The sequence below is a fragment of the Loktanella sp. M215 genome, from assembly GCF_021735925.1.
Classification (GTDB): Bacteria; Pseudomonadota; Alphaproteobacteria; order Rhodobacterales; family Rhodobacteraceae; genus Loktanella.
Genome location: NZ_WMEA01000001.1, coordinates 459,583 through 485,860 on the forward strand (window position 1 = coordinate 459,583; position 26,278 = coordinate 485,860).

Sequence of the window (26,278 nt, forward strand, 5' to 3'; positions counted from 1 at the left end):
ATGGCCTCACCGTGGGTCGCGATTTACTCGTCGCGGCTTTCCGGCGTGTCCACGATCATCGTATCGAAAACGTCGCCACCGACGACATCCGGCTGCGCGGGCGCGGGCTCGGGGGCTGCCAGACGGGCGGCCTCTTCTGCCTCCTCGCGACGCGTTTCGATCACGATGCTGTCACGCGACGCGGCGATGCCACGGATGCGGCTGGTCGCCCCACCGGTGCCTGCCGGGATCAGACGACCCACGATGACGTTCTCTTTCAGACCGACCAGCTTGTCACGCTTGCCCTGCACGGAGGCTTCCGTAAGAACCCGCGTGGTTTCTTGGAACGACGCCGCCGAGATGAAGCTGCGCGTTTGCAGCGACGCCTTGGTGATGCCCAGCAGGATCGGCTCGCCCGTTGCCGGACGGTCGCCGCGGGCCACAACCTTGGCATTGGCCTCGTCGAATTCGGCCTTGTCCACGGTCTCGCCCTTCAGAAGAACGGTATCGCCGCTGTCCTGAATTTCCCACTTCTGCAGCATCTGACGCACGATGACTTCGATGTGCTTGTCGTTGATCTTCACACCTTGCAGTCGGTACACGTCCTGCACCTCGTCGATCATGTAGTCGGCCAGCGCCTCGACACCCATGACCGCAAGAATATCGTGCGGGGCCGGGTTGCCGTCCATGATGTAGTCACCCTTCTGGACGAAGTCGCCTTCAGCCACCGGGATGTGCTTGCCTTTCGGCACCATGTATTCGACGCGGGTCTCGGAATCGTCGCCCGCTTCGATCGCGATGCGGCGCTTGTTCTTGTAGTCCTTGCCGAAGCGGACATAGCCGTCGATTTCCGCGATGATGGCGTGATCCTTCGGGCGACGTGCCTCGAAGAGTTCGGCCACACGCGGCAGACCACCGGTGATGTCCTTGGTCTTGGCGCCTTCACGCGGGATACGCGCCACGACGTCACCGGCCTGGATGTCCTCGCCGTCTTCGACGGACAGAACAGCGTCAACCGACATGGCATAGCTGACCGGGTTGCCGTCGTCCTTCAACGCCGGTTCCCCGTCGGGGCCTGCGATGATGATCTTCGGCGCCAGCTCGTTGCCCTTGGGGGCCGCGCGCCAGTCGCTGACGATCCGCTGGGTCATGCCCGTCGCATCGTCGGTGTCCTCGCGGACCGCGATCCCGTTGACCAGGTCCACGTAACGGACCTTGCCGCCCTTTTCGGCGATGATCGGCAGGGTAAACGGATCCCATTCGAACAGCTTGTCGCCACGGTGGATCTCCTGACCCTCCTTGACGAAGACTTTAGAGCCGTAGCCGACCTTGTGGGTCGCACGTTCCACACCGGTTTCATCGACGATCGCCAGAACCATGTTCCGGCCCATGACGACCTGATCACCCGCGGTGTTTTCCAGCAGCGACGCCATCCGGAATTCGACCTTGCCGGGCTGGCTGGCTTCAAGGAACGACTGCTGACCACCCTGTGCCACGCCGCCGATGTGGAACGTCCGCATCGTCAGCTGCGTGCCGGGTTCACCGATGGACTGCGCGGCGATGATGCCCACAGCTTCACCGATGTTGACGCGCGTACCGCGTGCAAGGTCACGACCGTAGCAGGTCGCGCAGACGCCGTCTTCGGCTTCACAGGTCAGCGGCGACCGGATGCGCATCTTGGCGACACCGGCGACGTCGATCATGTCGGCTTTGCGCTCGTCGATCAGCTCACCGGCCTCGACGATCACCTCATCCGTTCCCGGACGCAGCACGTCATCGGCCGAGACACGACCCAGAACGCGTTCCGCCAGCGACGACACGACCTCGCCGTCGTTCACGGCAGCTTCTGCCGTGATCGCACGATCGGTGCCGCAATCGACTTCGCGGATGATGCAATCCTGTGCCACGTCCACCAGACGCCGCGTCAGATAGCCCGAGTTCGCCGTCTTCAACGCCGTGTCCGACAGACCCTTACGGGCACCGTGGGTAGAGTTGAAGTATTCAAGAACGGTCAGACCTTCCTTGAAGTTCGAGATGATCGGCGTCTCGATGATCTCGCCCGACGGCTTGGCCATCAGACCGCGCATCCCGCCCAGCTGCTTCATCTGCGTGACGGAACCACGGGCACCGGAGTGCGCCATCATGTAGACCGAGTTCGGCTCGTTTTCAGCACCGTTCTCGTCATTGCCCGCCTTGGAGATGGTGGACATCATCGCGTCGGTGACCTTGTCGTTACACTTCGACCAGGCGTCCACGACCTTGTTGTACTTCTCACCCTGGGTGATCAGACCGTCCATGTACTGCTGTTCGAAATCCTTGACGAGGTCACGGGTTTCTTCGACCAGCGGCCACTTCGTGTCGGGCACGACCATGTCGTCCTTGCCGAAGGAAATGCCGGCCTTGAAGGCCTCGCGGAAGCCCATCGTCATGATCTGGTCGCAGAAGATCACGGATTCTTTCTGTCCGCAGTAGCGATAGACCGTGTCGATGACCTGCTGCACTTCTTTCTTGCGCAGCAGACGGTTGACCAGGCTGAAGGGGGCCTTGGCGTTCAGCGGCAGAAGCGCGCCCAGCCGCAGACGGCCCGGCGTGGTTTCAAACCGCACGACGATCTCGTTCCCCTCGTCGTCGATCTGCTTCATGCGCGCCTGGATCTTGGCGTGCAGATGCACCTCGCCCGACGTCAGCGCATGTTCGACTTCTTCGATGTTAGAGAAGGACATGCCTTCGCCCTTCATCCCGTCGCGCTGGATCGTGGTGTAGTACAGGCCGAGGATCATGTCCTGCGACGGCACGATGATCGGCGCGCCGTTGGCAGGCGACAGCACGTTGTTCGTGGACATCATCAGAACGCGGGCTTCAAGCTGGGCTTCCAGCGAAAGCGGCACGTGCACAGCCATCTGGTCGCCGTCAAAGTCGGCGTTGAAAGCAGAACAGACCAGCGGGTGCAGCTGGATCGCCTTGCCTTCGATCAGGACCGGTTCGAACGCCTGAATGCCAAGACGGTGCAGCGTCGGCGCACGGTTCAGCATCACAGGGTGTTCGCGGATGACCTCATCCAGAATGTCCCAGACCTCGGGACGCTCTTTTTCCACAAGCTTCTTCGCCTGCTTCACGGTCGACGACAGACCCTTGGCTTCCAGCCGCGAGTAGATGAACGGCTTGAAGAGTTCGAGCGCCATCTTCTTGGGCAGACCGCACTGGTGCAGCTTCAGCTCCGGACCCGTCACGATGACGGACCGGCCCGAGAAGTCGACGCGCTTGCCCAGAAGGTTCTGACGGAAGCGACCCTGCTTGCCCTTGAGCATGTCGGACAGCGACTTCAGCGGGCGCTTGTTGGCACCGGTGATGACGCGGCCACGACGACCGTTGTCGAACAGGGCGTCGACGGATTCCTGCAGCATCCGCTTTTCGTTGCGGACGATGATGTCGGGCGCACGCAGTTCGATCAGCCGCTTCAGACGGTTGTTCCGGTTGATGACGCGACGATAGAGGTCGTTCAGGTCAGAGGTCGCGAAACGACCACCGTCCAGCGGCACCAGCGGGCGCAGTTCTGGCGGGATGACCGGAATGACGGTCAGCACCATCCACTCCGGACGGTTGCCGGATTCGATGAAGTTCTCGACGATCTTCAGACGCTTGATGATCTTCTTGGGCTTCAGCTCGCCAGTCGCTTCTTTCAGGTCAGCACGCAGCTGCTCTGCTTCGGCGTCCAGATCGATCTGGGCCAGCATCTCGCGGATGGCTTCCGCACCGATGTTCGCTTGGAACGCGTCGGCACCGTAGGCGTCCTGCGCGTCGTTGAACTCCTCCTCGGTCATCAGCTGACCGTAGGTAAGGTCCGTCAGACCCGGTTCGATCACGACGTAGTTTTCGAAATACAGGATGCGTTCCAGATCGCGCAGCGTCATGTCCAGCATCAGGCCGATGCGGGAAGGGAGCGATTTCAGGAACCAGATGTGCGCGACGGGTGCGGCCAGCTCGATGTGGCCCATCCGCTCGCGGCGGACCTTCTGCAGCGTGACTTCAACGCCGCACTTCTCGCAGACGACGCCGCGATACTTCATCCGCTTGTACTTGCCGCACAGGCATTCGTAATCCTTGATCGGGCCAAAGATACGCGCGCAGAACAGGCCGTCCCGCTCTGGCTTGAACGTGCGGTAGTTGATGGTCTCGGGCTTCTTGATCTCGCCAAAGGACCACGACAGGATCCGCTCTGGTGATGCCAGAGAGACCTTGATTTCGTCGAACGTCTTTACCGGGGCAACCGGATTGAACGGGTTGTTTGTCAGTTCCTGGTTCATCTTCAATTCCTTGAATTGGGGTGCAGAGTGGGACGGGGCGGCGTCAGGCCGCCCCAAGGGATCGGACCCTATTCCCCGTCCTCTGCATCCAGGAGTTCCATGTTGAGGCCGAGGCCCCGGACTTCTTTGACCAGAACGTTGAACGATTCCGGCACACCAGCCTCGAAATTATCCTCGCCCTTGACGATGCTCTCGTAGACCTTGGTCCGGCCCGCCACGTCGTCCGACTTCACCGTCAGCATCTCCTGCAGGGTGTAGGCGGCGCCGTAGGCTTCAAGCGCCCAGACCTCCATCTCACCGAAGCGCTGACCACCGAACTGCGCCTTACCACCCAGCGGCTGCTGCGTGACGAGGGAGTACGGCCCCGTGGACCGGGCGTGGATCTTGTCGTCGACCAGGTGGTGCAGCTTCAGCAGGTACTTCATACCCACCGTCACCTTGCGGCTGAACTGCTCACCCGTGCGGCCGTCGAACAGGATCGACTGACCCGAAGTGTCGAAGCCGGCACGACGCAGGCTGTCGTTCACGTCCGCTTCTTTCGCACCGTCGAAGACCGGCGTTGCGATCGGAACACCGCGGGTGACGTTACCCGCCGCTTCCAGCATCGCGCCCTCTTCCATCTCGGCAAAGCCTTCGTCGTAGACGTCGTCACCGTAAGCGATGCGCAGCGCCTCTTTCACCGGGGTCATGTCGCCGTGACGACGATATTCACCCAAGGCTTCGTCGATCTTCAGACCCAGACCGCGTGCGGCCCACCCCATGTGGGTTTCAAGGATCTGACCGACGTTCATGCGCGACGGCACACCCAGCGGGTTCAGACAGAAATCGACCGGGGTCCCATCGGCGAGGAACGGCATGTCCTCCATCGGCACCACTTTCGAGATCACGCCCTTGTTGCCGTGACGGCCGGCCATCTTGTCGCCCGGCTGCAGCTTGCGCTTCACCGCGACGAAGACCTTGACCATCTTCATCACACCCGGCGGCAGGTCGTCGCCACGACGGACCTTCTCGACCTTGTCCTCGAAGCGCGCATCCATCGTCTTCTTCTGGATCTCGTACTGCTCGTTCAGGGCCTCGACGACCTGTGCGTCGGCTTCGTCCTTCAGGGCGATCTGCCACCACTGACCGTTCGACAGGTCAGCCAGCACCTCTTCGGTCACCTCGGAGTTCGCCTTCAGGCCTTTCGGGCCCTTCACGGCGATCTTGCCAAGGATCATCGACTTCAGACGGGCGTAGATGTTCCGGTTCAGGATCACCATCTCGTCGTCGCGGTCACGCGACAGGCGCTCGACCTCTTCCCGCTCGATCTGCAGGGCGCGTTCGTCCTTTTCCACACCGTGGCGGTTGAACACACGCACCTCGACCACCGTGCCGAAATCGCCCGGCGGCAGACGCAGGGACGTGTCGCGCACGTCGCTGGCCTTTTCACCGAAGATCGCGCGCAGCAGCTTTTCTTCCGGGGTCATCGGGCTTTCGCCCTTGGGCGTGATCTTGCCCACCAGAATGTCCGCAGGCCCGACTTCCGCACCGATATAGACGATGCCGGCCTCGTCGAGGTTGCGCAGGGCTTCCTCGCCGACGTTCGGGATGTCGCGGGTGATCTCTTCCGGCCCCAGCTTCGTGTCACGGGCGGCGACTTCGAATTCCTCGATGTGGATCGAGGTGAAGACGTCGTCGCGGGTGATCCGCTCCGAGATCAGGATCGAGTCCTCGTAGTTGTAGCCGTTCCACGGCATGAAGGCGACCATGACGTTCTTGCCGAGCGCCAGTTCCCCCATGTCCGTCGACGGACCGTCTGCGATGACCTCGCCCTTTTCGACCGTATCGCCCACCTTCACCAGCGGACGCTGGTTGATGCAGGTGTTCTGGTTCGACCGCTGGAACTTGCGCATGCGGTAGATGTCCACACCCGCGTCGCCCAGCTCCAGATCGGATGTGGCGCGCACAACGATACGGGCCGCATCGACCTGGTCGATGACACCACCGCGACGCGCCATGATGGCCGCGCCAGAGTCGCGCGCGACCACTTCCTCGATCCCGGTGCCGACCAGCGGCGCCTCTGCCTGCAGCAGCGGCACGGCCTGACGCTGCATGTTCGATCCCATCAACGCACGGTTGGCGTCGTCGTTCTCAAGGAACGGGATCAGCGATGCGGCGACGGACACCAGCTGCTTCGGCGACACGTCGATCAGGTCCACGTTTTCACGCGGGGACAGGGTGTAATCGCCGTTCTTGCGGGTCGACACGAGTTCGTTCCCGAAAGAGCCATCCTCGTTCAGGTTCGCGTTGGCCTGCGCCACGGTGTGACGCATTTCCTCGGTTGCGGACATGTATTGCACATCGTCCGTCACCTTGCCGTCCACGACCTTGCGGTAGGGCGTTTCGATGAAGCCGTACTTGTTCACGCGGGCAAAAGTAGCCAACGAGTTGATCAGACCGATGTTCGGGCCTTCCGGCGTCTCGATCGGGCACATCCGGCCATAGTGGGTCGGGTGCACGTCGCGCACTTCGAAACCGGCACGTTCGCGGGTCAGACCGCCCGGCCCCAGGGCCGACAGGCGACGCTTGTGCGTCACTTCCGACAGCGGGTTCGTCTGGTCCATGAACTGCGACAGCTGGCTGGAGCCGAAGAATTCACGCACAGCCGCGGCAGCGGGCTTTGCGTTGATCAGGTCCTGCGGCATGACCGTGTCGATCTCGACGCTGGACATCCGCTCCTTGATCGCGCGTTCCATCCGCAGCAGACCGACGCGGTACTGGTTTTCCATCAGCTCACCGACGGACCGCACGCGGCGGTTGCCAAGGTGGTCGATGTCGTCGATGTCGCCCTTGCCATCGCGCAGCTCGACCAGCGCCTTGATGCAGGCGATGATGTCTTCACGGCGCAGCGTGCGCTGGGTGTCTTCCGCATCCAGATCCAGACGCATGTTCATCTTGACCCGGCCCACGGCGGACAGGTCGTAGCGGTCGGCATCAAAGAACAGCGTGTCGAACAGCGCAGAGGCCGCATCGACCGTGGGCGGCTCGCCCGGGCGCATGACGCGGTAGATGTCCATGAGCGCGGTTTCCCGGTTCATGTTCTTGTCGGCCGCCATCGTGTTGCGCATATAGGCGCCCACGTTGATGTTGTCGATGTCCAGCACCGGAATCGTCGTGACGCCAGCGTCGACCAGTTCCTTCAGCGTGCCGCCGTCGACTTCGCCGGCCTTGTTCATTTCCAGCGTCAGCTCGTCACCGGCCTCGACAAAGATCGCACCGGTTTCCTCGTCGATGATGTCGCGTGCGACAAACTTGCCGACGATGTGGTTGTAGGGAACCAGCAGGTCCTTGACGTTGCCTTCGTCGATCAGCTTCTTCACCGACCGCGGAGTCACCTTTTCGCCGGCCTTGGCGATGACTTCGCCGGTGGCGGCGTCGATCAGGTCATAGGTCGGACGGGTGCCGCGCGCGCGCTCTGGGAAGAACTTGGTGGTCCAGTTCTGGCCCTTGTCGTCCAGCTTGAATTCGACCGTGTTGTAATAGGCATCCATGATGGATTCCTGGTCGAGGCCGAGCGAATAAAGCAGCGTCGTGACCGGCAGTTTCCGGCGACGGTCGATGCGGCAGAACACCAGGTCCTTGGCGTCGAACTCGAAGTCCAGCCAGGAACCACGGTACGGAATGATGCGGCAGGCGAACAGCAGCTTGCCCGAGCTGTGCGTCTTGCCCTTGTCGTGGTCAAAGAACACGCCGGGCGAACGGTGCATCTGGGACACGATCACGCGCTCGGTGCCGTTCACGATGAACGTGCCGTTCTGGGTCATCAGGGGCATGTCGCCCATGAACACGTCCTGTTCCTTGATGTCCTTGACGGACTTCGCACCGGTATCCTCGTCTACATCGAACACGATCAGACGCAGCGTCACCTTCAGCGGCGCAGAGTAGGTCATGTCGCGCTGCTGGCATTCCTCGACGTCGTACTTGGGCTTTTCCAGCTCGTACTTGACGAACTCCAGCACGGCGGTCTCGTTGAAGTCCTTGATCGGGAAAACCGACTGGAACACGCCCATGATGCCTTCGCCGTCAAGCGGGGTCGGGCTGTCGCCGGACCGCAGGAACAGGTCGTAAGAGGATTTCTGAACCTCGATCAGGTTCGGCATTTCCAGAACTTCACGGATTTTGCCGTAGTACTTGCGCAGGCGTTTCTGGCCAAGGAAGGAAGAAGCCATGTGTGATATCACCTTATATCTGTCTGTCGCATCTCACCTCGCCCGGGCCGCGGGGTGTGACGCTTATGACTGGGGGCGTGCCGTCCATACGTGACCTCTGTCCCACCAGAGGCCTCCCGACGGTGCCACCTCCCCAAAAGGAGGGCTGTGTTCACAGCCATCCTTTAAGACAGGTGCGGCTGGACCTGCGAGATGCAGATCCAGCCTTGTCTTGCGGTGCGAACCCCCGAAAGGGGCCCGCCGTTCCGGCTTAGGCCAGTTCGATCTTGGCGCCAGCTGCTTCCAGCTTGGCTTTGATCTCTTCGGCTTCGGCTTTGGACGCGCCTTCCTTGACCTTGCCGCCAGCTTCGACCAGGTCCTTGGCTTCTTTCAGGCCCAGACCGGTGATCGCGCGCACTTCTTTGATCACGTTGATCTTCTGTGCGCCGGCTTCCTTCAACACGACGTCGAATTCGGTCTTTTCTTCGGCAGCTTCGGCGCCAGCGGCAGCCGGGCCAGCCATCATCACAGCGCCGCCAGCGGCGGGCTCGATGCCATACTCGTCCTTGAGGATGGTTTTCAGTTCTTGTGCTTCGAGAAGGGTCAGACCGACGATCTCTTCAGCCAGTTTTTTCAGATCAGCCATTTGATATGCTTTCCGTTTGCTTAAGTGTGTTCCAACGTCAGGGGTTACAACCCCCAAGGCAGTTCAGGTTGCTTTATGCAGCTTTCTCTTCGATGGTCGAAAGAATGCTCGCGATGTTCGAAGCAGGCGCGCCAATGGCCCCGGCGATGTTTGCGGCAGGTGCTGCGATGCAACCCACGATGGAAGCAATAAGCTCCTCGCGGCTCGGCATCCCGGCAACGGCTTTCACACCGGCTGGATCCAATGCGGTCTCACCCATGGCACCGCCAAGAACAACGAGCTTTTCGTTTTTCTTGGCGTAGTCGTCGACCACTTTCGCCGCAGCGACAGGGTCTTCCGAATAGGCAAGGACCGTCATGCCCGTCAGGTACTCAGCAATGGAAGCGCTGGGTTTGCCTTCAAGGGCGATCTTGGCGAGCTTGTTCTTGGCAACGCGCACGGATCCGCCTGCAACACGCATCATTGCGCGCAGATCCTGCATTTCTGCAACTGTCATGCCTTCGTAGCGGGCAACCACCACGACGCCAGAGCTTTCAAAGATCTGGCCGAGTTCGTCGACCAGCTTCTCTTTTTGTGCTCTATCCACAGTTTTACTCCAAGTTTGGGGTTTCCCCCGGCTCAATTTTGCCCCCGGACTTCAGGGGGCGTTCGGGTCCGTATGATGGTCCCGAGGCCAATATCGCCCGAGGTTTCCCCCGGAAATCTTGTTCTCGTTTCCCATCTCGGGAAGGAATTATGACAGGCAGATGCCTGCACCCTCCGTCTCGGACAGCACAGCGACGATGGTTTGCCGCTGCGAGATGGCAGGCCCCGAAGGACCCGCCAAATTCTTAATTGCCAGTGGCTGACGCGATGTCGACCGACACGCCCGGGCCCATGGTCGAGGTCAGGTTGACCTTCTTCATGTAGGTGCCCTTGGCGCCCGCCGGACGGGCCTTCTGCACGGCGTCGACGAATGCCTTCAGGTTCTCTTCCAACTGTTCCTGGCTGAACGAGGCCTTGCCGATTCCGGCGTGGACCACACCGGCCTTTTCGGCGCGGAACTGGACCTGGCCGCCCTTGGCGTCCTTGACGGCCTGCTTCACATCCATGGTGACCGTGCCCACGCGGGGGTTCGGCATCAGGTTGCGCGGACCAAGGATCTTGCCCAGACGACCGACGACGCCCATCATGTCAGGGGTCGCGATGCACCAATCGAAATCGATCGTGCCACCCTGAATGGTTTCCATCAGGTCTTCTGCACCGACGATGTCGGCACCAGCGGCCTTGGCTTCGTCTGCCTTGTCGCCACGGGCGAAGACGGCGACGCGCACGGTCTTGCCGGTGCCGTGGGGCAGCGTGACCGTGCCACGGACCATCTGGTCAGCGTGACGCGGGTCGACGCCCAGAACCATGGCGATCTCGATCGTCTCGTCGAACTTGGCGGTCGCGGCGGTCTTCACCAGCGACACGGCTTCCGTCACCTTGACGTTGGCCTTGCCTTCGAATGCGGCGCGGTTGGCCGTCGTGCGTTTTCCGAACTTTGCCATTACTTCACCTCGATGCCCATGGACCGGGCAGAGCCCGCGATGATCAGCATTGCGCCCTCGATCGAGGTCGCATTCAGATCTTTCATCTTCGCTTCGGCGATCTCACGCACCTGCTTGGCAGAGATCGACCCGGCGGTCGTCTTGCCCGGCGCCTTGGACCCGGAGGACAGCTTGGCGGCCTTCTTGATGTAATAGGACGCGGGCGGCGTCTTGATTTCCATCGAGAACGACTTGTCCGCGTAATACGTGATCACGGTCGGGCAAGGTGCGTCTTTTTCCATGTCTGCGGTCTTGGCGTTGAACGCTTTGCAGAATTCCATGATGTTGATGCCGCGCTGGCCCAAAGCCGGACCGACGGGCGGGGACGGCTTTGCGTTGCCGGCCGGAACCTGCAACTTCAGCGAACCCATTACTTTCTTGGCCATGAGGCCTCTCCTTCATCATCAGCGGCGGATCAGATCCGCCCTACAACGGCCCCGCGACGGGGCCAACTTGCCGTGGTTCGCATCACTGCTCCCACGTCCGAAACACGTCAGCCCTGCTTAGAGACCTGCGTGAATTCCAACTCGACCGGGGTGGCCCGGCCAAAGATCGAGACCGTCACCTTCAGGCGCTGGTTGTCCTCGTCCACTTCCTCGACCATGCCATCGAAGTCCTCGAACGGACCGTCGTTGACCTTGACCTTTTCGCCGATCTCGAAGTGGATCAGCGTGCGCGGGCTGTCTTCGCCTTCCTGCACGCGACCCAAGATCGCCTGCACTTCGGCATCGCGCATCGGGCTCGGACGACCCTGCGGACCAAGGAAACCCGTCACCCGGTTGATCGAGTTGATCAGGTGATAGCCTTCGTCCGACAGCTCCATGTGGACCAGCACATAACCGGGCATGAAGCGACGCTCGGTCGTGACCTTCTTGTTCCGGCGGATCTCGATCACTTCTTCTGTCGGCACCAGAACTTCGTCGATCTGCTCTTCCAGACCTTGCTCCGACACTTTTTGACGGATGGTCTCTGCGATCTTTTTTTCGAAGTTCGACAGAACGCTAACCGAATACCAACGTTTCGCCATGTTCGTCGTCACCTCGCACCTGCGACAGTCACCCGGGGGCGTAGCCGCATAAATTCCAGTTCTTTCAGCCGCATAACACGGCCTGCCCCGACAATAAATTTTTGGCGTGCAACACGATTCGCCGCACGCCATCCGGGTAAGTTGTGGGCTATTACCGCCGCAGCCACCTGAATTCAAGGGGGTGCGGACAGATTGTGCCGCAGCTTTGCGTCAGCTGCCGAAGAACGTCAGGATGAACTGCAGGCCCTGACGGATCACCAGATCGACGATGCTGAAAAACGTCGCCATCAGCGCCGCCATGATGAACACCATCACCGTCGTCAGAACGACCTCGCGCCGCGTGGGCCACACGACCTTGGCGATTTCTGCACGGGTCTCGTTGATGAACTTGACGGGATTGGTGGCCATGGCTGCGTCCTTCCGGGGTGACGTGGCGGACATACGGCCTCTGCCCGTCGGTTTCAAGCCCGCTTAGCCAAGGGGGGCAGGTCGCAACAGGGTGACGCCCGGCATCTGCGCGATCTCCGCCACCTGGACGGCATAGAATTCGGCGGATAGCGCACGTTCTTCGGCATCGAAACCATCATGGGCGGGGGTGTCAGGCCCGACCGGAAACCTGTCACGCGCCTGCTGCACGATCGGCCCGTCGGCACCGGCAGCCTTCAACTCCAGCGCGCAGGCCACCGCGGCCGCCGACAGACCCGGATTGACGACCCGCGCGACCGGGCGGATCGGACCGACCCCTGCCCCCAGCAACGCCGCGACAACGGGATCGAACAGGCGATGGTAATCCTCGTGGCGCCACACGGTCAGACTGGCGACGCCGGGCGCCTGACGCAGGCGGCGCACCAGATCGACCCAGTCGATATGCGCCAATGGATTGCGGCGCTTGAAATTCTCCATCGCGACGCCGGACCCTGCCTGCAACACCAGCCCGTACGCTGAATTGAGAAAGCTGGCGGGATCCCGAATACCGATGCACAGGTCGATTCCCCTATCCGGCGCGATGCAGGCCGCCAGCGCCGACAGCCGGTCCGCCGCATCCGGATACAGCGGCACGGGCATGCTGTGGAACGGCCCGGCATAGCGGCGGTCGAACAGCGCACCGATGAAGTTTTCCTCTGACAGCACCAGCCGCGTGCCACCGTCCAGCATTTCTGCCAGCACCTCCGATGCCGGCCGCAGGTCGGCCACGGATTTGCGCGGGTTGAAGTGCAGGTTGAACCGCGCCTCGATCCGCGTGCCGGGCTGGCGCAGGGCGGGCGGACCAAAGAATCGCACGCCGGCGGCTTCGACATGGCGGCGCGCGCCGTGGATGGAATGTTGCAGATGCGTCGTCGCGGTCTTGTGCGCGCCGACGTGAAACACGATCTTAACGGACACATCAGACATGCGACGGGACCGTGTCATAAGAATTGGGAAACTGGCAGGGGCACACAGACTCGAACTGTGGGCCTACGGTTTTGGAGACCGTCGCTCTACCAACTGAGCTATACCCCTGCATCGTGGCGTCGGATTAACGGAAGCCCGCGGCGGGATCAAGTCCCTCCGCACGGTTTCGGTGCAGCTTCATGGTTTCGTCCGCGTCAGACCCGTCGCCTGCGCATGAGAGATATCGACCTCGCGCTGGCCCGCCTGCACCGCATCGCGCCAGCCCGCGTTGTTGATGACCGTGTCGGGCCGGGCGGCCTCCTTGTCATAGAAGGCCAGCAGCGCCTCGACCGTATGCCACTGCGAGTATTCGTGCAGCAGACGGTCGGCGAGCCATTTGACCGGCAACTTCAACAGCGTGTCGGCTTTCTGGTAGTGATAGCAGACGACCTGCCGGATGGCCTGATCGCTGATCTTGCCGGCCTTGTTCCATTTCACGTCGATCATGTTCAGCCGCAGCCCCGCCCGTTCGACCGCGACCGGCAAAGAGATCTGGTCCAGCGTCGGATAAATCCCGCGGGCCAGACGCCGCCGTTCGATCGCCAGCGCCGTATCGCGCCAGAGTTCACCAAAGTGCGATCCCATGTAGGTCACGTAACCGGCCGAGATCGAGGGCATGGTGAACGACTGGTCGGGCCGCGACATGCGCCCGCGCGGCAGGGACAGACCCACGCTTTCATAGGCCGGCACCCAGTCCTGCGGCGTGTTGCCCCACATCCAGTTGCCCGTGGGCCTGCCAGACACCGCCCCCGGCACCAGCGTTTCCGACAGCAGCGCGGGCTGCAGCATGAACATGTCCGTATCAAACAGGATCGTCGCCGGTTCCGCCCGGGGTGCGGCACAGGCGTAAAGCTTGTTGCCCTGCGGATAGATGACCTCGAACCCCGGATCGATCTCGTCCAGCGTGACGCCATTCGCCTTGAAGAAGGCCAGCGTCGCCGGATGCAGCTGGTCGATCAACGCGGCGCGGCAATATCCGTAAAGCCGGATGTCATCACCGGCAAAGGCCCGCAACGACGCCGCCAGCAACACGGCGGGCCATTCGTAGGCCCCCGGCTCGACCATGAAAACGGCGGCGATGGGCATCTGGGCATGGTGGGACGGCATGGAGGCTCCAACACTTCTGGCCCTACCCTAGCGGTCCAACACGTCGCGAAAAGGGCAAAAAGGCGGCGATGTCACCCGACGGTCACGGAACAATGCAGCAGCCGTTCCGTTAGAACCCCAAGCAGATTGCAATAGAAAAGGAAGATCGACATGGCCATGAATTCCCTCAAGGACATCTACCTCGACCAGCTTCAGGACATCTGGAGCGCCAATACTCAATCCATGGCGGTCGTGAACGAGCTGGGTCGCGCCGCGCAGGACAAAGACCTGTCCGAAGCCCTGATCGACGGTGCCAACGGCATCAACGACGGTATCAACGAGATTGCGAAACTGTGCAGCGATCATGGCATCGCCCCCAATGCAGAACACTGCAAGGGCATGGAAGGCCTCGTGAAAGAAGCCCGCGCCCACGGTCTGTCGGACGAGATCACCGACGCCGACGTGCGCGACGCGGCCATCATTCCGCAGTATCAGCGCATGGTCCACTACGCGCTGGCCGGCTACGGCACGCTGGTCGCCTTTGCCAACCGTCTGGGCCTCGACGGCGATGCGGCGGTGCTGCAGAAGTGCCTTGATCACACCTATGACGGCGATCGCCGCATGACGGAAATCGCGATGAAGGGCGGCGTGAACAAGGACGCCGCGTAAACATCCGGAATTGGATCGGAGGAGCCCGCGCCATCTGGCGCGGGCTTTTTTGTGTCGCACGCGAGGCCACCCTGCGCGGATACATGTCAAAAACATAATGTTTCGCATGCGATACATATTATGTTAATTGAATACAATAAGTTAGAATTCATGAACGACGGGTAAAGGCATCCCTCTTTTACCGAGAGAACGGGCCGCTTCGACGCACGATCCGAGGCGTCACCGTCACGCTGTGCTCATCATCGTGAAGATCATGTTAAAACGAGAAAGGCCGCCTCCTTTCGGAAGCGGCCTTTGTAGCACCTAGCTTGGCACGCTGTGGGACATTGTCATGGTTTGCAAGCAAACCACTGCCATGTCCCACGCGCCAAATTCGCAAAGCGAATTAGGCGAGGATCTTCGACACCACGCCAGCGCCGACAGTCCGGCCGCCTTCACGGATAGCAAACCGCAGGCCGTCTTCCATCGCGATCGGCGCGATCAGTTCGACTTCGAACTTCAGGTTGTCGCCGGGCATCACCATTTCCGTGCCCTCGGGCAGGATCACGGTGCCGGTCACGTCCGTCGTGCGGAAGTAGAACTGCGGGCGGTAGTTCGCGAAGAACGGCGTGTGACGGCCACCCTCTTCCTTGTTCAGGATGTAGGCCTCGGCCTCGAACTTCGTGTGCGGCGACACGGACTTCGGCTTGCACAGCACCTGACCACGCTCCACGCCGTCACGGTCGATGCCGCGCAGCAGGACGCCGACGTTGTCACCCGCCTGGCCGGAGTCCAGCAGCTTGCGGAACATCTCGACACCGGTGCAGGTCGTCGTCTTGGTGTCCTTCAGACCCACGATCTCGATGCTGTCGCCGACGTTGATCACGCCACGCTCGATGCGGCCGGTGACCACGGTGCCACGGCCGGAGATCGAGAACACGTCCTCGATCGGCATCAGGAACGGCAGGTCCACGGCGCGGGCGGGCGTCGGGATGTATTCGTCGACAGCGGCGATCAGCTGCTTGATCGACTCTTCGCCGATTTCCGGACGGGTGCCGTTCATCGCGTGCAGCGCCGAGCCGCGGATGATCGGAATGTCATCGCCGGGGTAGTCGTACTTGGACAGCAGCTCGCGGATTTCCATCTCGACGAGTTCCAGCAGTTCCTCGTCGTCGACCTGGTCGACCTTGTTCATGTAGACGACCATGTAGGGAATGCCCACCTGGCGGCCCAGCAGGATGTGCTCGCGCGTTTGCGGCATCGGGCCGTCGGCGGCGTTCACGACCAGGATCGCGCCGTCCATCTGGGCGGCACCGGTGATCATGTTCTTGACGTAGTCGGCGTGGCCGGGGCAGTCGACGTGGGCGTAGTGACGGGCCTCGGACTCGTATTCCACGTGCGCGGTCGAGATCGTGATGCCGCGGGCCTTCTCTTCGGGGGCGCCGTCGATCTGGTCGTAGGCGCGGAAGTCGCCGAAGTACTTCGTGATCGCCGCGGTCAGCGTCGTCTTGCCGTGGTCAACGTGACCGATGGTCCCGATGTTGACGTGCGGTTTGTTGCGTTCGAACTTTGCCTTAGCCATGACAGGCCCCCTTGAATAATGCGGGGTCGGTGGACCCCGTATGAAGCATCGCGGGCGATGTATGGCGGATCGGGGCGGAAATCAACCCGTCAGTTGCGCCCCGGTGCATCGCACTACTCGAAGCGGTTCGACTTGGGGAATCCGTGCGGTGCGCGTTTCCCGACGCCGCCGCGGGCGGCCTTCCATTCGGTCAGATCCGCCTCGGTCCGGGTCTTGCCGCCGCCCATCGTCCAGGACAGGCCGGTGGCCCAGTCGAAGGTCGTCACGTCGCCCAGACCGCCGTCGAGTTCCAGCGTGCCCTGACGCCCGATCACCTTGCGATACTTTTGCAGGCGCACGCCCTTGCCACGGCCCATTTCGGGCAGTTCGTCCAGTGCGAAGACCAGAAAGCGGCCGTTTTCGCTGACGATGGCGACGTGATCGCCGGTGACGCGGCGGACGACCTTGGCCGCACCGTCCTTGACGTTCAGCACCTGCTTGCCCGCGCGGGTCTGCGCGATCACGTCATCCTCTGGCACCACGAAACCGTCGCCTTCGCTGGACGCGACCAGCAGTCTGGCACCGGGGCGGTGGATCAGGATGTCGACGATCTGCGCCTCGTTCGGCAGGTCGACCATCAGGCGCAGGGGTTCACCCATGCCGCGCCCGCCGGGCAGCGTGCTGGCCTGCACGGTGTAGAAGCGCCCGTTCGAGCCGAAGACCAGCAGTTTGTCCGTGGTTTCAGCGTGGAAGGCAAAGCGCGGGCCGTCGCCGTCCTTGAACTTGATGTCGCGGTCGAGCGGGATGTGCCCGGTCATCGCGCGGATCCAGCCCATCTGGGAACAGACCACGGTGATCGGTTCGCGGGCGATCATCGCCTCGAGCGGGACATCGGCGACTTCGCCGGCTTCCGCGAATGTCGTGCGGCGCGCACCACCGGGGCTGTCCTTGCCAAATTGTTTGCGGGTCTCGCGTAGTTGCTCGGCGATGCGTTTCCACTGCAGGCTGTCGTCGTCCAGCAGATCCTCGATCCCGGCGCGTTCCTCCATCAGGGCGTCGCGCTCGGCGATCAGTTCAAGCTCTTCCAGACGGCGCAAGGACCGCAGGCGCATGTTCAGGATCGCTTCGGCCTGCACGTCGGACAGGCTGACCTCTGGGTCGCCGTCTTTGCGCGGCGAGACGTAGTCCTTTTCGTTGACCGCGCGGACGTGGGGCAGTGCCCAGTCCTCGGCCATCAGGGCGCGTTTGGGGTCGTCGTCGTAGCGGATGATGTCGATCACCCGGTCCAGATTGAGGAAGGCGATGATGAAGCCTTCGAGCACTTCCAGCCGGTGGTCGATCTTTTCCAGCCGGAACTGCGAGCGGCGCAGGAGCACCTCGCGGCGGTGGTCGAGGAAGGCGCGCAGGACTTCCTTGACGCTGCATACCTTGGGCGTGAGGCCGTCGATCAGGACGTTCAGGTTCAGGCTGAAGCGGATTTCCAGATCGGAATTGCGGAACAGCATCCCCATCATGACTTCGGGATCGACCGTCTTGGCCCGGGGTTCCAGCACGATGCGGACGTCATCGGCGGATTCGTCGCGCACGTCGGCCAGAAGGGGGACCTTCTTGGTCTGCACGATCTCTGCCAGCTTCTCGATCAGGCGGGATTTCGGGACCTGATAGGGGATTTCGGTGACGACGACCTGCCACTGGCCGCGACCGAGGTCCTCGACCTCATACCTTGCACGCAGGCGGATGCTGCCGCGGCCGGTGCGGTAGGAATCGGCAATGGATTCGGGCTTTTCGACGATCACGCCGCCGGTCGGGAAATCCGGGCCGGGGATGTATTGCATCAGGGTCTCGTCGCCGGCGTTCGGGGACTTGATCAGATGCAGGCAGGCGTCGATGAGTTCATGCAGGTTATGGGGCGGGATGTTCGTCGCCATGCCGACGGCGATGCCGCTGCTGCCATTCGCCAGCAGGTTCGGAAAGGCGGCGGGAAAGACGACGGGTTCTTCCAGCGTGCCGTCGTAGTTCGGGCGGAAGTCGACGGCGTTTTCGGCCAGACCTTCCATCAGCGCCTCGGCGGCGGCGGTCATGCGGGCTTCGGTATAGCGGGCGGCGGCGGGGTTGTCGCCGTCGATGTTGCCGAAGTTCCCCTGCCCGTCCACCAGCGGGTAGCGGACGTTGAAATCCTGCGCGAGGCGCGCCATCGCATCATAGATCGCGGCGTCGCCGTGCGGGTGATAGTTGCCCATCACGTCGCCGGAAATCTTGGCCGATTTGCGGAAACCGCCGTTCGAGGCCAGCCGCAATTCGCGCATCGCATAGAGGATTCGGCGATGCACCGGCTTCAGACCGTCGCGCGCGTCGGGCAGCGCGCGGTTCATGATCGTGGACAGCGCATAGGTCAGATAGCGCTCACCGATGGCATGGCGCAGCGTTTCTGTCACATCATTCGGGTTCGGGATATCGGCGGTATCGTCAGTCATGGGGCCAAGCCTTAGCGAAGCGGTCCTGTCGCAGCAAGGCGGCTGTGGTTCACCACGCCGCTAAATTTCCCGCCGCGGGAACAAAGAATCACGTTATGGTGTTCCTGTTGCATCTGCCAAACGCTGCACAACACCGGGGGCCTTGACCATGGGCAAGTTCATCATTGGGACATTCGGGATACTCGCGTGGACATTCTACGTTCTGTCCGGCGGCGCATCCTTCACGCCTGAAACCCGCGTTGCAGCGGCCGTACCGGCCCAGCCCGTTGCAGAGCAGACGCCGCCCGCAGACGTCGTTGCATTGATCACCCCGGTCGCGCCCGAAACGGTCGAGCCCGCACAAGCGCCCGTCGATGTCGATCCTGTGACGATGACACCGCCGCCCGCCATCGAAAGTGCGCAGGATACAACGCCGATCGCGGTCTCTGCGACCACGTCTTCCGCGTTCGCGGGGTCTGATACGAATGTCATCGGTATCGCGCCGAGCTTTACGTCCCTTTCGGCCCCTGCGCCCGCCAGCCCTGACATGACGGCGCTGCGCGAGGTTGCTGGGCGGGCGGTCAACATGAGGGAAGGCCCGGACACCTCTTATGCCGTTCTGGATACCCTGCCGCAGGGCACCCAGACCGAAGTGATCGAGAGCGACGGCACCGGCTGGGTGCGGGTGCGCGTCGTCGGCACCGGGCAAATGGGCTGGATGGCAGAGCGGTTGCTGACCAACGGATAAAGCCGTTGCCGTCCGGGCGCGGTTGCGCCACAGACGCGCCATGACACAAAAAACCGTTCTGATCACAGGCTGCTCTTCCGGTATCGGCTTTGACGCCGCACATGGGTTGCGCGATGCCGGATGGCGCGTGTTCGCGTCCTGCAGGCAGGCTGCGGATTGCGAGCGGTTGCGCGCCTTGGGCTTTGACAGCCCCCTGATCGACTATGCCGATCACGATAGCATCACGCGCGGTCTGGCCGAGGTGTTGCAGGCGACCGGCGGCACGCTGGATGCGCTTTACAACAACGGTGCCTTTGCCTGTCCGGGTGCGGTCGAGGATCTGCCGCGCGGCGGGCTGGAGGCGATCTTTCAGACCAACCTGTTTGGCGTCCATGACCTGACCTGTCAGGTGATCCCGGTGATGCGCGCGCAGGGCCACGGGCGGATCGTGAATTGTTCATCTGTCCTGGGTCTGGTGGGTTACAAATGGCGCGGGGCTTACGTGGCGACGAAGTTCGCGCTGGAAGGTCTGACCGACGTGCTGCGGCTGGAGATGCGCGACACGCCGATCAGGATCATCCTGCTGGAACCCGGCCCGATCACGTCCCGCATCCGCGAAAACGCGATCCCGCATTTCGAACGCTGGTTCACGCCGGACACCTCTGCCCGGGCTGCGCAATATCCTGACCTGACCAGACGCCTGTACGAGGGCGGCGGCCCGGACCGGTTCGAACTGCCGGCCAGTGCGGTGACGGCAAAATTGCGCCACGCGCTGGAACATCCACGCCCCAAAGCGCGCTATTTCATCACGACGCCCACGTATCTTGCGGCCGCCATGCGGCGTGTGCTGCCGACATGGGCGCTGGATGCGCTGATTTCGCGCAACTGACCGGGGCTGGCCTTTGCGCGACCCTCTGCTATGTCGGCAGAGAGTTTGCACCGGGGGGCATATGGCCAACGATCCACTTTTCATTCTGGTCGCCATCGCCTGCCTTGCGGTGCTGGCGGTCCTGTTGCTGGGCATCGGCAGCTTTGGCAAAGGCGGTGAATACAACCGCAAGAACGCCAACAAGATCATGCGCTGGCGGATCGGCCTGCAGGCCGTGGCCATCGCGCTGATCCTTCTGTTCGTCTACCTGAGAGGAAACTGAGCCATGGTCGTGCTGAACAAGATCTATACCCGGACCGGCGACGCCGGTGACACCGCGCTTGGCAATGGCAGCCGCGTCAAGAAATACGACGACCGGGTCAATGCCTACGGCACCGTGGACGAGACGAATGCGACGGTGGGTCTGGCCCGGTTGCACGCTGACGGTGAGATGGATGCGCAGCTGGCGATGATCCAGAACGACCTGTTCGATCTGGGCGCAGACCTGTGCCGGCCCGACATGGCCGCGGACGCCACGGCGGAATATCCGCCGCTGCGGATGACCGGGGCGCAGGTCGACCGGCTGGAACGCGAGATCGACGCGATGACGCAGGCAGTCGAGCCATTGCGCAGTTTCGTGTTGCCGGGCGGATCGGCGCTGTCGGCGCATCTGCACCTGTGCCGCACGGTGTCGCGCCGGGCAGAGCGTCTGTGTGTCGCACTCGCCGCCCATGACGACGTGAATCCGGCAGCACTGAAATACCTCAACCGGTTGTCGGACTGGTTCTTTCAGGCCAGCCGGATCGCCAATGACGACGGGCGGGCCGACGTTTTGTGGGTTCCGGGGGCGAACCGCTGAAAGCGGCGGGGCGTCCAGTGGACGGCCCGGTCCCCGGAAGCAAGAACCGCTGATCCGTTAGCGCTAAACCGGGCGCCATGTCGCGGGACGCCACGTTCCGGCGGTTTTGCCCTGTTGCCTTTCACGCCTCGTTGCTATCTCAAAAGGCGAGATTTGAAAAAGCATGGGAGTGATGCGCGATGAAGGTGCTGGTGCCGGTCAAACGCGTGATCGACTATAACGTGAAGGTTCGCGTCAAAGCGGACGGTTCGGGTGTCGATCTGGCCAACGTGAAAATGTCGATGAACCCCTTCGACGAAATCGCCGTCGAAGAGGCGATCCGCCTGCGTGAAGCGGGCAAGGTCCAGGAAGTCGTCGCCGTGTCCATCGGCGTGAAGCAGGCGCAGGAAACCCTGCGCACGGCACTCGCCATGGGGGCCGACCGCGCCATCCTCGTCGTCGCGTCCGACGATGTGCACAACGATATCGAGCCGCTGGCGGTGGCGAAGATCCTGAAGGCCATCGTGGACGAAGAACAGCCGGGCCTCGTGATCTGCGGCAAGCAGGCGATCGACAACGACATGAATGCGACGGGCCAGATGCTGGCCGCGCTGCTGGGCTGGTCGCAGGCGACCTTCGCCTCTGAGGTCGGGATCGACGGCGACCACGCCACCGTGACGCGTGAAGTCGACGGGGGCCTTCAGACGATCAAGGTCAAGATGCCGACCATCGTGACGGTGGACCTGCGCCTGAACGAGCCGCGCTATGCGTCGCTGCCGAACATCATGAAGGCCAAGAAGAAGCCGCTGGATGAGAAGACGCCCGCCGATTACGGCGTCGACGTCAGCCCGCGCCTGACGATCGTCAAGACGACGGAGCCCGCCACGCGCTCTGCCGGGATCATCGTGAAATCCGTCGACGAACTGGTCGAGAAACTCAAAGAAGCGGGGGCTGTGTAATGGCTGTTCTTCTGATTGGTGAAGTCACCGACGGCGCGCTGAACGCCGACGCGACCGGCAAGGCCGTGGCTGCGGTCAAGTCGCTGGGCGATGTGACGGTGCTGTGTGCGGGGGCCAATGCCTCTGGCGCGGCGGCCGAGGCGGCCAAGATCGACGGCGTGGCAAAGGTGCTGTGCGCGGAAGATGCGGCGCTGGGTCACCGTCTGGCGGAACCGACCGCCGATCTGATCGTGAAGCTGGCTGGCGATTACACGCATATCGCCGCACCGGGCACGACCGACGCCAAGAACGTGATGCCGCGCGTGGCGGCCCTGCTGGACGCGCAGATCATTTCCGAAGTCACCGCCGTGGTGGACGCCGACACGTTCGAGCGTCCGATCTATGCGGGCAACGCGATCCAGACGGTCAAGTCGTCCGACAGCGTCAAGGTCATGACGATCCGCACCGCCGGTTTCGATGCCGCGTCCATGGGCGGGTCTGCCACGGTCGAGAACATCGGCGCGGCCGGCAACCCCGGTCTGTCCGAGTGGATCGAGGACAAGGTCGCGGCCTCTGACCGGCCGGAGCTGACCAGCGCGGGCATCGTCGTGTCCGGCGGGCGTGGCGTCGGGTCCGAGGAAGACTTTGCCATGATCGAAAGGCTGGCCGACAAGCTGGGTGCCGCCGTGGGTGCGTCCCGTGCCGCGGTCGATTCGGGCTATGCGCCGAACGACTGGCAGGTGGGCCAGACTGGCAAGGTCGTCGCACCGGAGCTTTACATCGCGATCGGGATTTCCGGCGCGATCCAGCATCTGGCCGGCATGAAGGACAGCAAGATCATCGTCGCGATAAACAAGGATGAAGAGGCACCGATTTTTCAGGTCGCCGACTTCGGTCTGGTCGCCGACCTGTTCGAAGCCGTGCCTGCGCTGACCGAAAAGCTCTGATTAAACAGACTAACGCGTGAAGGGGCGTCGCTTGCGGCGCCCCTTTTGCGTGTCAGGCCGCCTTGATGACATGGCGCCTTACGGACGCGATGACCTTTGCGGCGGCTTCCTGATGGCAGCCGATTCCCAGCATCTCTGACGCGGCCTTGGCCTGAGCCGGCGAGAAATACATGCCTTTGGTGCCCATGGACTGCGCCACATCGGTGGGCCGCGCCTCGATCACCTCGAGCACCTGAGGCCGCAGTTTGTCGACCATGCTGGCGGTGATGAACAAGGGATCGACCGACAGCTTGCCGGGGCGCGAATCCCAGGGCGTGTCGCAAAACGGTTCTTTCGAGAACCACAGCAAGACCGCCCGCGGGCCGATCTGGTTGAGCATGTTGCGCATCCGCGCGACCCAGGCTTCGCGTAATTCCGACACCACGATGTCGAAACGTTCCGGCGATTTGGCATAGAGCACCGTCAGCATGTGACGGGTGAAGGTGAAGTCGGAAAAATCGACGTCCGTATAGACCGCCTGCATCACCGTCGAGGCCCGCAGGAACCGGTCGTTGCGGCGCGGATGCACCGAATAGAATCGGTTCGACAGGTAGTTCGCGCCCATGATCTGCACGACCGTCATATCCGCATCGCGGCAGGTCGCCATGATCGTTGGATCGTTCACGAAAGCATCGACGCCACCGTTGACGCAGCCCAGATTGACGCAAGCCTGCCCGATCTCTCTCTCGACAAGGGCAGGCAGGGGCCGGTCGATGAACTTGCCGAAGGTTTCGGTCCCGCCCACAAAGGTAATGTAGGGGCTGTCCAGCCGTCGTTTTGGCCCGCGGAAAAAGATCCGCGACAGCCCATACCGGCACGGTGCATAGTGCAGGCCGGCGCCATCAATTTCATCGTGTTTCATCGGCCTCACCACGTGTCACAGCATCATCGACACACAGATTCGCCTATTCGCATTTCGATTTCGCTAAGCTAGGCATTTAAGCCTGATTTTATCGAAGACCGGCGCTTGAACGCGCCGCAGGCCGCAGCCTATGCTGCGGCCAATCATGCAAGGAACAGGTCTCATGACAATCGAAAGAGTAGGCATCGTCGGCGCCGGGCAGATGGGCAACGGCATCGCCCATGTCTTTGCGGTTGCGGGCTATGATGTGCTGCTGACGGACGTCAGCCAGGATGCGCTGGACCGTGCGGTTGCCCTGATCGACCGCAACCTGACGCGTCAGGTCAGCCGCGACATGATCGACGATGCCACGAAATCCGCGGCGATGAAGCGGATCGTCACGACACCGACCCTGACGGACCTGGGCAAGACCGACCTGATCATCGAGGCCGCGACCGAGCGCGAGACGATCAAACAGGCCATCTTCGAGGACCTGATTCCGCATCTGAAGCCCGATACCATCCTGACATCGAACACCTCTTCGATCTCGATCACGCGGCTGGCGTCGCGGACCGACCGGCCAGAGCGTTTCATGGGGTTCCACTTCATGAACCCCGTCCCGATCATGCAATTGGTCGAGCTGATCCGCGGGATCGCCACGGACCACGAGACGTTTTCCGCCTGTGAAGGCGTCGTGGCCCGCCTTGGCAAGACTTCGACCGCGTCGGAGGATTTCCCCGCCTTCATCGTGAACCGGATCCTGATGCCGATGATCAACGAGGCGATCTATACCCTTTACGAAGGGGTGGGTTCGGTACAATCCATTGATACGTCGCTGAAACTTGGTGCGAACCATCCGATGGGACCGCTCGAGCTTGCGGATTTCATCGGGCTGGATACCTGTCTTGCCATCATGAACGTGTTGCACGACGGTTTGGCGGATACGAAATACCGCCCCTGCCCGCTTTTGACGAAATATGTCGAAGCCGGCTGGCTGGGCCGCAAATCACAGCGCGGTTTCTACGATTATCGCGGCGACGCGCCGGTGCCGACCCGCTGACCCAGCGCCAGCGTGCGCGCCCGCAGCCATGCCATGAGGGCGCGCGGATCGCCCATGCGCGCCTTGACCTCGTCATGGGAAATTGCGTCTCCGATGACGGGCGCAAAGGCGGTGTTGCGGGTGCGGACGACCTCGTGCAGCAGCAGGCTTTGCCGTAGCAGCGGCGAGATCCGGTTGGCGATCTGATAGGCGCGTGAATTGGCCCCGGGAAAGAAGCACGGCACGACCGCCGCACCGGACATGCGGATCATCTTGGCGGTAAAGACGTTCCATTCCGCCTCTTGGACGCGCGCGAACATCCCCGGCGCCGTGGCCACCACGCCGGAGGGGAACAGGGCGACCAGCCCCCCCTGCCCCAGATGATCCATCGCCGCGCGCCGCATGTCGATCATGCGGGCCTGCGCGTCAGGCTGGTGCGGAAAGGGGACGGGAATCATGAAGCGTGACGCCTCTGGGTCGAGAGACGTCAGCAAGGAACGGGTCAGGATGCGATAGTCCAGGCGGCGGCGCCCGATCACATCGGCCAGCACCATGCCATCGACCATGCCATGCGGATGGTTCGCGACCAGCACGACGGGGCCGGTCCTGGGGATGCGCGCGATCTGTGTGGCAGGCGTCGTGACCGTGATGCCCTGTGCCGCCAGCGTCGCCCCCCAGAACGCCTGTCCCTGTGCCGGGCCGCTGCGTTCATAGGCGCGCACCATGCGGATGATCGTGGCCTTGCCGGTCAACCATTCGACCGACCGGATGAACGCCTGGCGCGCCGGGCTGTCGAAGGAGGTCGCGTAGCTGAGCGCACTGCGGTCGTAGACGACCGGCGCGTCCGACTCCTTGTCGCGCGCTGTCGTGCTTGCGGGATCAGTCACCTTCACCGAATTTGTCATCGACCAGCGCCATGATGGCGGCCTGCAAAGCATCAGCCTCCGGACCACGGGTCTCGACCTCGATCCAGGATCCCTTGGTGGCGGCCAGCATCAGCAGACCCATGATGCTGTCGCCGCCGGCGCTCATGCCGTCCTTGCTGACCGTCGCATTGGCATCATGCGCCTCGACCACCTCGACCAGCTTGGCCGAGGCGCGGGCGTGAAGGCCCTTGATGTTCTGGATCTGAAGTCTGCTTTGCGCCATCG

The 26,278-nt window shown here is 62.4% G+C and carries 23 protein-coding genes and 1 tRNA gene; 8 read left to right on the forward strand and 16 right to left on the reverse strand.

Annotated elements, in window-relative coordinates; genetic code table 11:
• Positions 1-23: 23 nt before the first annotated feature.
• The 11 genes from rpoC to GLR48_RS02335 form a co-directional block, all read right to left on the reverse strand.
• Positions 24-4,283, reverse strand: a complete 4,260-nt coding sequence (gene rpoC, locus GLR48_RS02285) for a DNA-directed RNA polymerase subunit beta' (protein WP_237058319.1) — start codon at positions 4,281-4,283, stop codon at positions 24-26.
• Positions 4,284-4,351: 68 nt separating this feature from the next.
• Positions 4,352-8,491, reverse strand: coding sequence for a DNA-directed RNA polymerase subunit beta (rpoB, locus tag GLR48_RS02290; protein ID WP_237058321.1), 4,140 nt, complete (start codon positions 8,489-8,491; stop codon positions 4,352-4,354).
• Positions 8,492-8,741: 250 nt separating this feature from the next.
• A complete protein-coding gene (gene rplL / locus GLR48_RS02295) occupies positions 8,742-9,116 on the reverse strand; it encodes a 50S ribosomal protein L7/L12 (protein WP_237058323.1) in 375 nt (124 codons plus the stop codon).
• A 73-nt stretch (positions 9,117-9,189) separates the two neighbouring features.
• Entirely contained in the window at positions 9,190-9,702 is a 513-nt protein-coding gene (gene rplJ / locus GLR48_RS02300) for a 50S ribosomal protein L10 (protein ID WP_237058325.1), read from the reverse strand.
• A gap of 244 nt (positions 9,703-9,946) precedes the next feature.
• Positions 9,947-10,645: a 50S ribosomal protein L1 gene (gene rplA, locus GLR48_RS02305; RefSeq protein WP_237058327.1), complete on the reverse strand. Its 699-nt coding sequence runs from the start codon at positions 10,643-10,645 to the stop codon at positions 9,947-9,949.
• Positions 10,645-11,070, reverse strand: a complete 426-nt coding sequence (gene rplK, locus GLR48_RS02310; protein WP_237058328.1) for a 50S ribosomal protein L11 — start codon at positions 11,068-11,070, stop codon at positions 10,645-10,647. Before rplK ends, rplA begins: the two co-directional genes overlap by 1 nt.
• 107 nt (positions 11,071-11,177) lie before the next feature.
• Positions 11,178-11,711, reverse strand: coding sequence for a transcription termination/antitermination protein NusG (gene nusG / locus GLR48_RS02315; protein ID WP_237058329.1), 534 nt, complete (start codon positions 11,709-11,711; stop codon positions 11,178-11,180).
• A 210-nt stretch (positions 11,712-11,921) separates the two neighbouring features.
• A complete protein-coding gene (secE, locus tag GLR48_RS02320) occupies positions 11,922-12,119 on the reverse strand; it encodes a preprotein translocase subunit SecE (RefSeq protein WP_237058330.1) in 198 nt (65 codons plus the stop codon).
• A 63-nt stretch (positions 12,120-12,182) separates the two neighbouring features.
• A complete protein-coding gene (locus GLR48_RS02325) occupies positions 12,183-13,103 on the reverse strand; it encodes a hypothetical protein (protein WP_237058331.1) in 921 nt (306 codons plus the stop codon).
• Between the two features lie 32 nt (positions 13,104-13,135).
• Positions 13,136-13,211: transfer RNA gene (locus GLR48_RS02330), tRNA-Trp, on the reverse strand.
• A 69-nt stretch (positions 13,212-13,280) separates the two neighbouring features.
• Positions 13,281-14,249, reverse strand: coding sequence for a hypothetical protein (locus tag GLR48_RS02335; protein ID WP_237058332.1), 969 nt, complete (start codon positions 14,247-14,249; stop codon positions 13,281-13,283).
• Positions 14,250-14,399: 150 nt separating this feature from the next.
• Here GLR48_RS02335 and GLR48_RS02340 point away from each other — a divergent pair, with 150 nt between their 5' ends.
• Complete coding sequence (locus GLR48_RS02340; RefSeq protein WP_237058334.1) at positions 14,400-14,897, forward strand: ferritin-like domain-containing protein; 498 nt, start codon at positions 14,400-14,402, stop codon at positions 14,895-14,897.
• Between the two features lie 385 nt (positions 14,898-15,282).
• Here the strand turns inward: GLR48_RS02340 and tuf are convergent, their stop codons facing one another.
• Together tuf and GLR48_RS02350 are read right to left on the reverse strand one after the other, a co-directional pair.
• Positions 15,283-16,458, reverse strand: a complete 1,176-nt coding sequence (tuf, locus tag GLR48_RS02345) for an elongation factor Tu (protein ID WP_237058311.1) — start codon at positions 16,456-16,458, stop codon at positions 15,283-15,285.
• A gap of 113 nt (positions 16,459-16,571) precedes the next feature.
• Complete coding sequence (locus tag GLR48_RS02350) at positions 16,572-18,911, reverse strand: DNA topoisomerase IV subunit A (protein WP_237058335.1); 2,340 nt, start codon at positions 18,909-18,911, stop codon at positions 16,572-16,574.
• 148 nt (positions 18,912-19,059) lie between these two features.
• On the opposite strand from GLR48_RS02350, the gene GLR48_RS02355 reads away from it, so the two are divergent.
• The 6 genes from GLR48_RS02355 (at position 19,060) to GLR48_RS02380 (ending at position 23,208) form a co-directional block, all read left to right on the forward strand.
• Positions 19,060-19,638 carry an SH3 domain-containing protein gene (locus tag GLR48_RS02355; protein WP_237058337.1) on the forward strand — a complete coding sequence of 193 codons (579 nt, stop codon included), beginning with the start codon at positions 19,060-19,062 and terminating at the stop codon, positions 19,636-19,638.
• A gap of 40 nt (positions 19,639-19,678) precedes the next feature.
• The gene (locus tag GLR48_RS02360) at positions 19,679-20,506 is read left to right on the forward strand and encodes an SDR family NAD(P)-dependent oxidoreductase (protein WP_237058339.1); all 828 of its coding nucleotides are present in this window, start codon (positions 19,679-19,681) and stop codon (positions 20,504-20,506) included.
• A 61-nt stretch (positions 20,507-20,567) separates the two neighbouring features.
• Complete coding sequence (locus tag GLR48_RS02365) at positions 20,568-20,768, forward strand: twin transmembrane helix small protein (RefSeq protein WP_237058341.1); 201 nt, start codon at positions 20,568-20,570, stop codon at positions 20,766-20,768.
• 3 nt (positions 20,769-20,771) lie between these two features.
• Complete coding sequence (locus tag GLR48_RS02370) at positions 20,772-21,344, forward strand: cob(I)yrinic acid a,c-diamide adenosyltransferase (RefSeq protein ID WP_237058343.1); 573 nt, start codon at positions 20,772-20,774, stop codon at positions 21,342-21,344.
• A gap of 179 nt (positions 21,345-21,523) precedes the next feature.
• On the forward strand, positions 21,524-22,282 hold the full coding sequence (locus GLR48_RS02375) for an electron transfer flavoprotein subunit beta/FixA family protein (RefSeq protein WP_237058345.1): 759 nt from the start codon (positions 21,524-21,526) through the stop codon (positions 22,280-22,282).
• Positions 22,282-23,208: an electron transfer flavoprotein subunit alpha/FixB family protein gene (locus tag GLR48_RS02380; protein WP_237058347.1), complete on the forward strand. Its 927-nt coding sequence runs from the start codon at positions 22,282-22,284 to the stop codon at positions 23,206-23,208. The genes GLR48_RS02375 and GLR48_RS02380 overlap by 1 nt, the downstream gene beginning before the upstream one ends.
• A gap of 52 nt (positions 23,209-23,260) precedes the next feature.
• On the opposite strand, the gene GLR48_RS02385 is transcribed toward GLR48_RS02380, so the two are convergent.
• Positions 23,261-24,109 (reverse strand): DUF6473 family protein, encoded by an 849-nt coding sequence (locus GLR48_RS02385; RefSeq protein WP_237058349.1) that lies wholly within the window; start codon positions 24,107-24,109, stop codon positions 23,261-23,263.
• Between the two features lie 163 nt (positions 24,110-24,272).
• On the opposite strand from GLR48_RS02385, the gene GLR48_RS02390 reads away from it, so the two are divergent.
• On the forward strand, positions 24,273-25,148 hold the full coding sequence (locus tag GLR48_RS02390) for a 3-hydroxybutyryl-CoA dehydrogenase (protein WP_237058351.1): 876 nt from the start codon (positions 24,273-24,275) through the stop codon (positions 25,146-25,148).
• Here the strand turns inward: GLR48_RS02390 and GLR48_RS02395 are convergent.
• Both GLR48_RS02395 and GLR48_RS02400 read right to left on the reverse strand, forming a co-directional pair.
• Positions 25,115-26,014, reverse strand: a complete 900-nt coding sequence (locus tag GLR48_RS02395) for a lysophospholipid acyltransferase family protein (RefSeq protein ID WP_237064302.1) — start codon at positions 26,012-26,014, stop codon at positions 25,115-25,117. The genes GLR48_RS02390 and GLR48_RS02395 overlap by 34 nt on opposite strands.
• Positions 26,007-26,276, reverse strand: a complete 270-nt coding sequence (locus GLR48_RS02400) for an HPr family phosphocarrier protein (protein ID WP_237058353.1) — start codon at positions 26,274-26,276, stop codon at positions 26,007-26,009. The genes GLR48_RS02395 and GLR48_RS02400 overlap by 8 nt, the downstream gene beginning before the upstream one ends.
• Between the last annotated feature and the right edge of the window lie 2 nt (positions 26,277-26,278).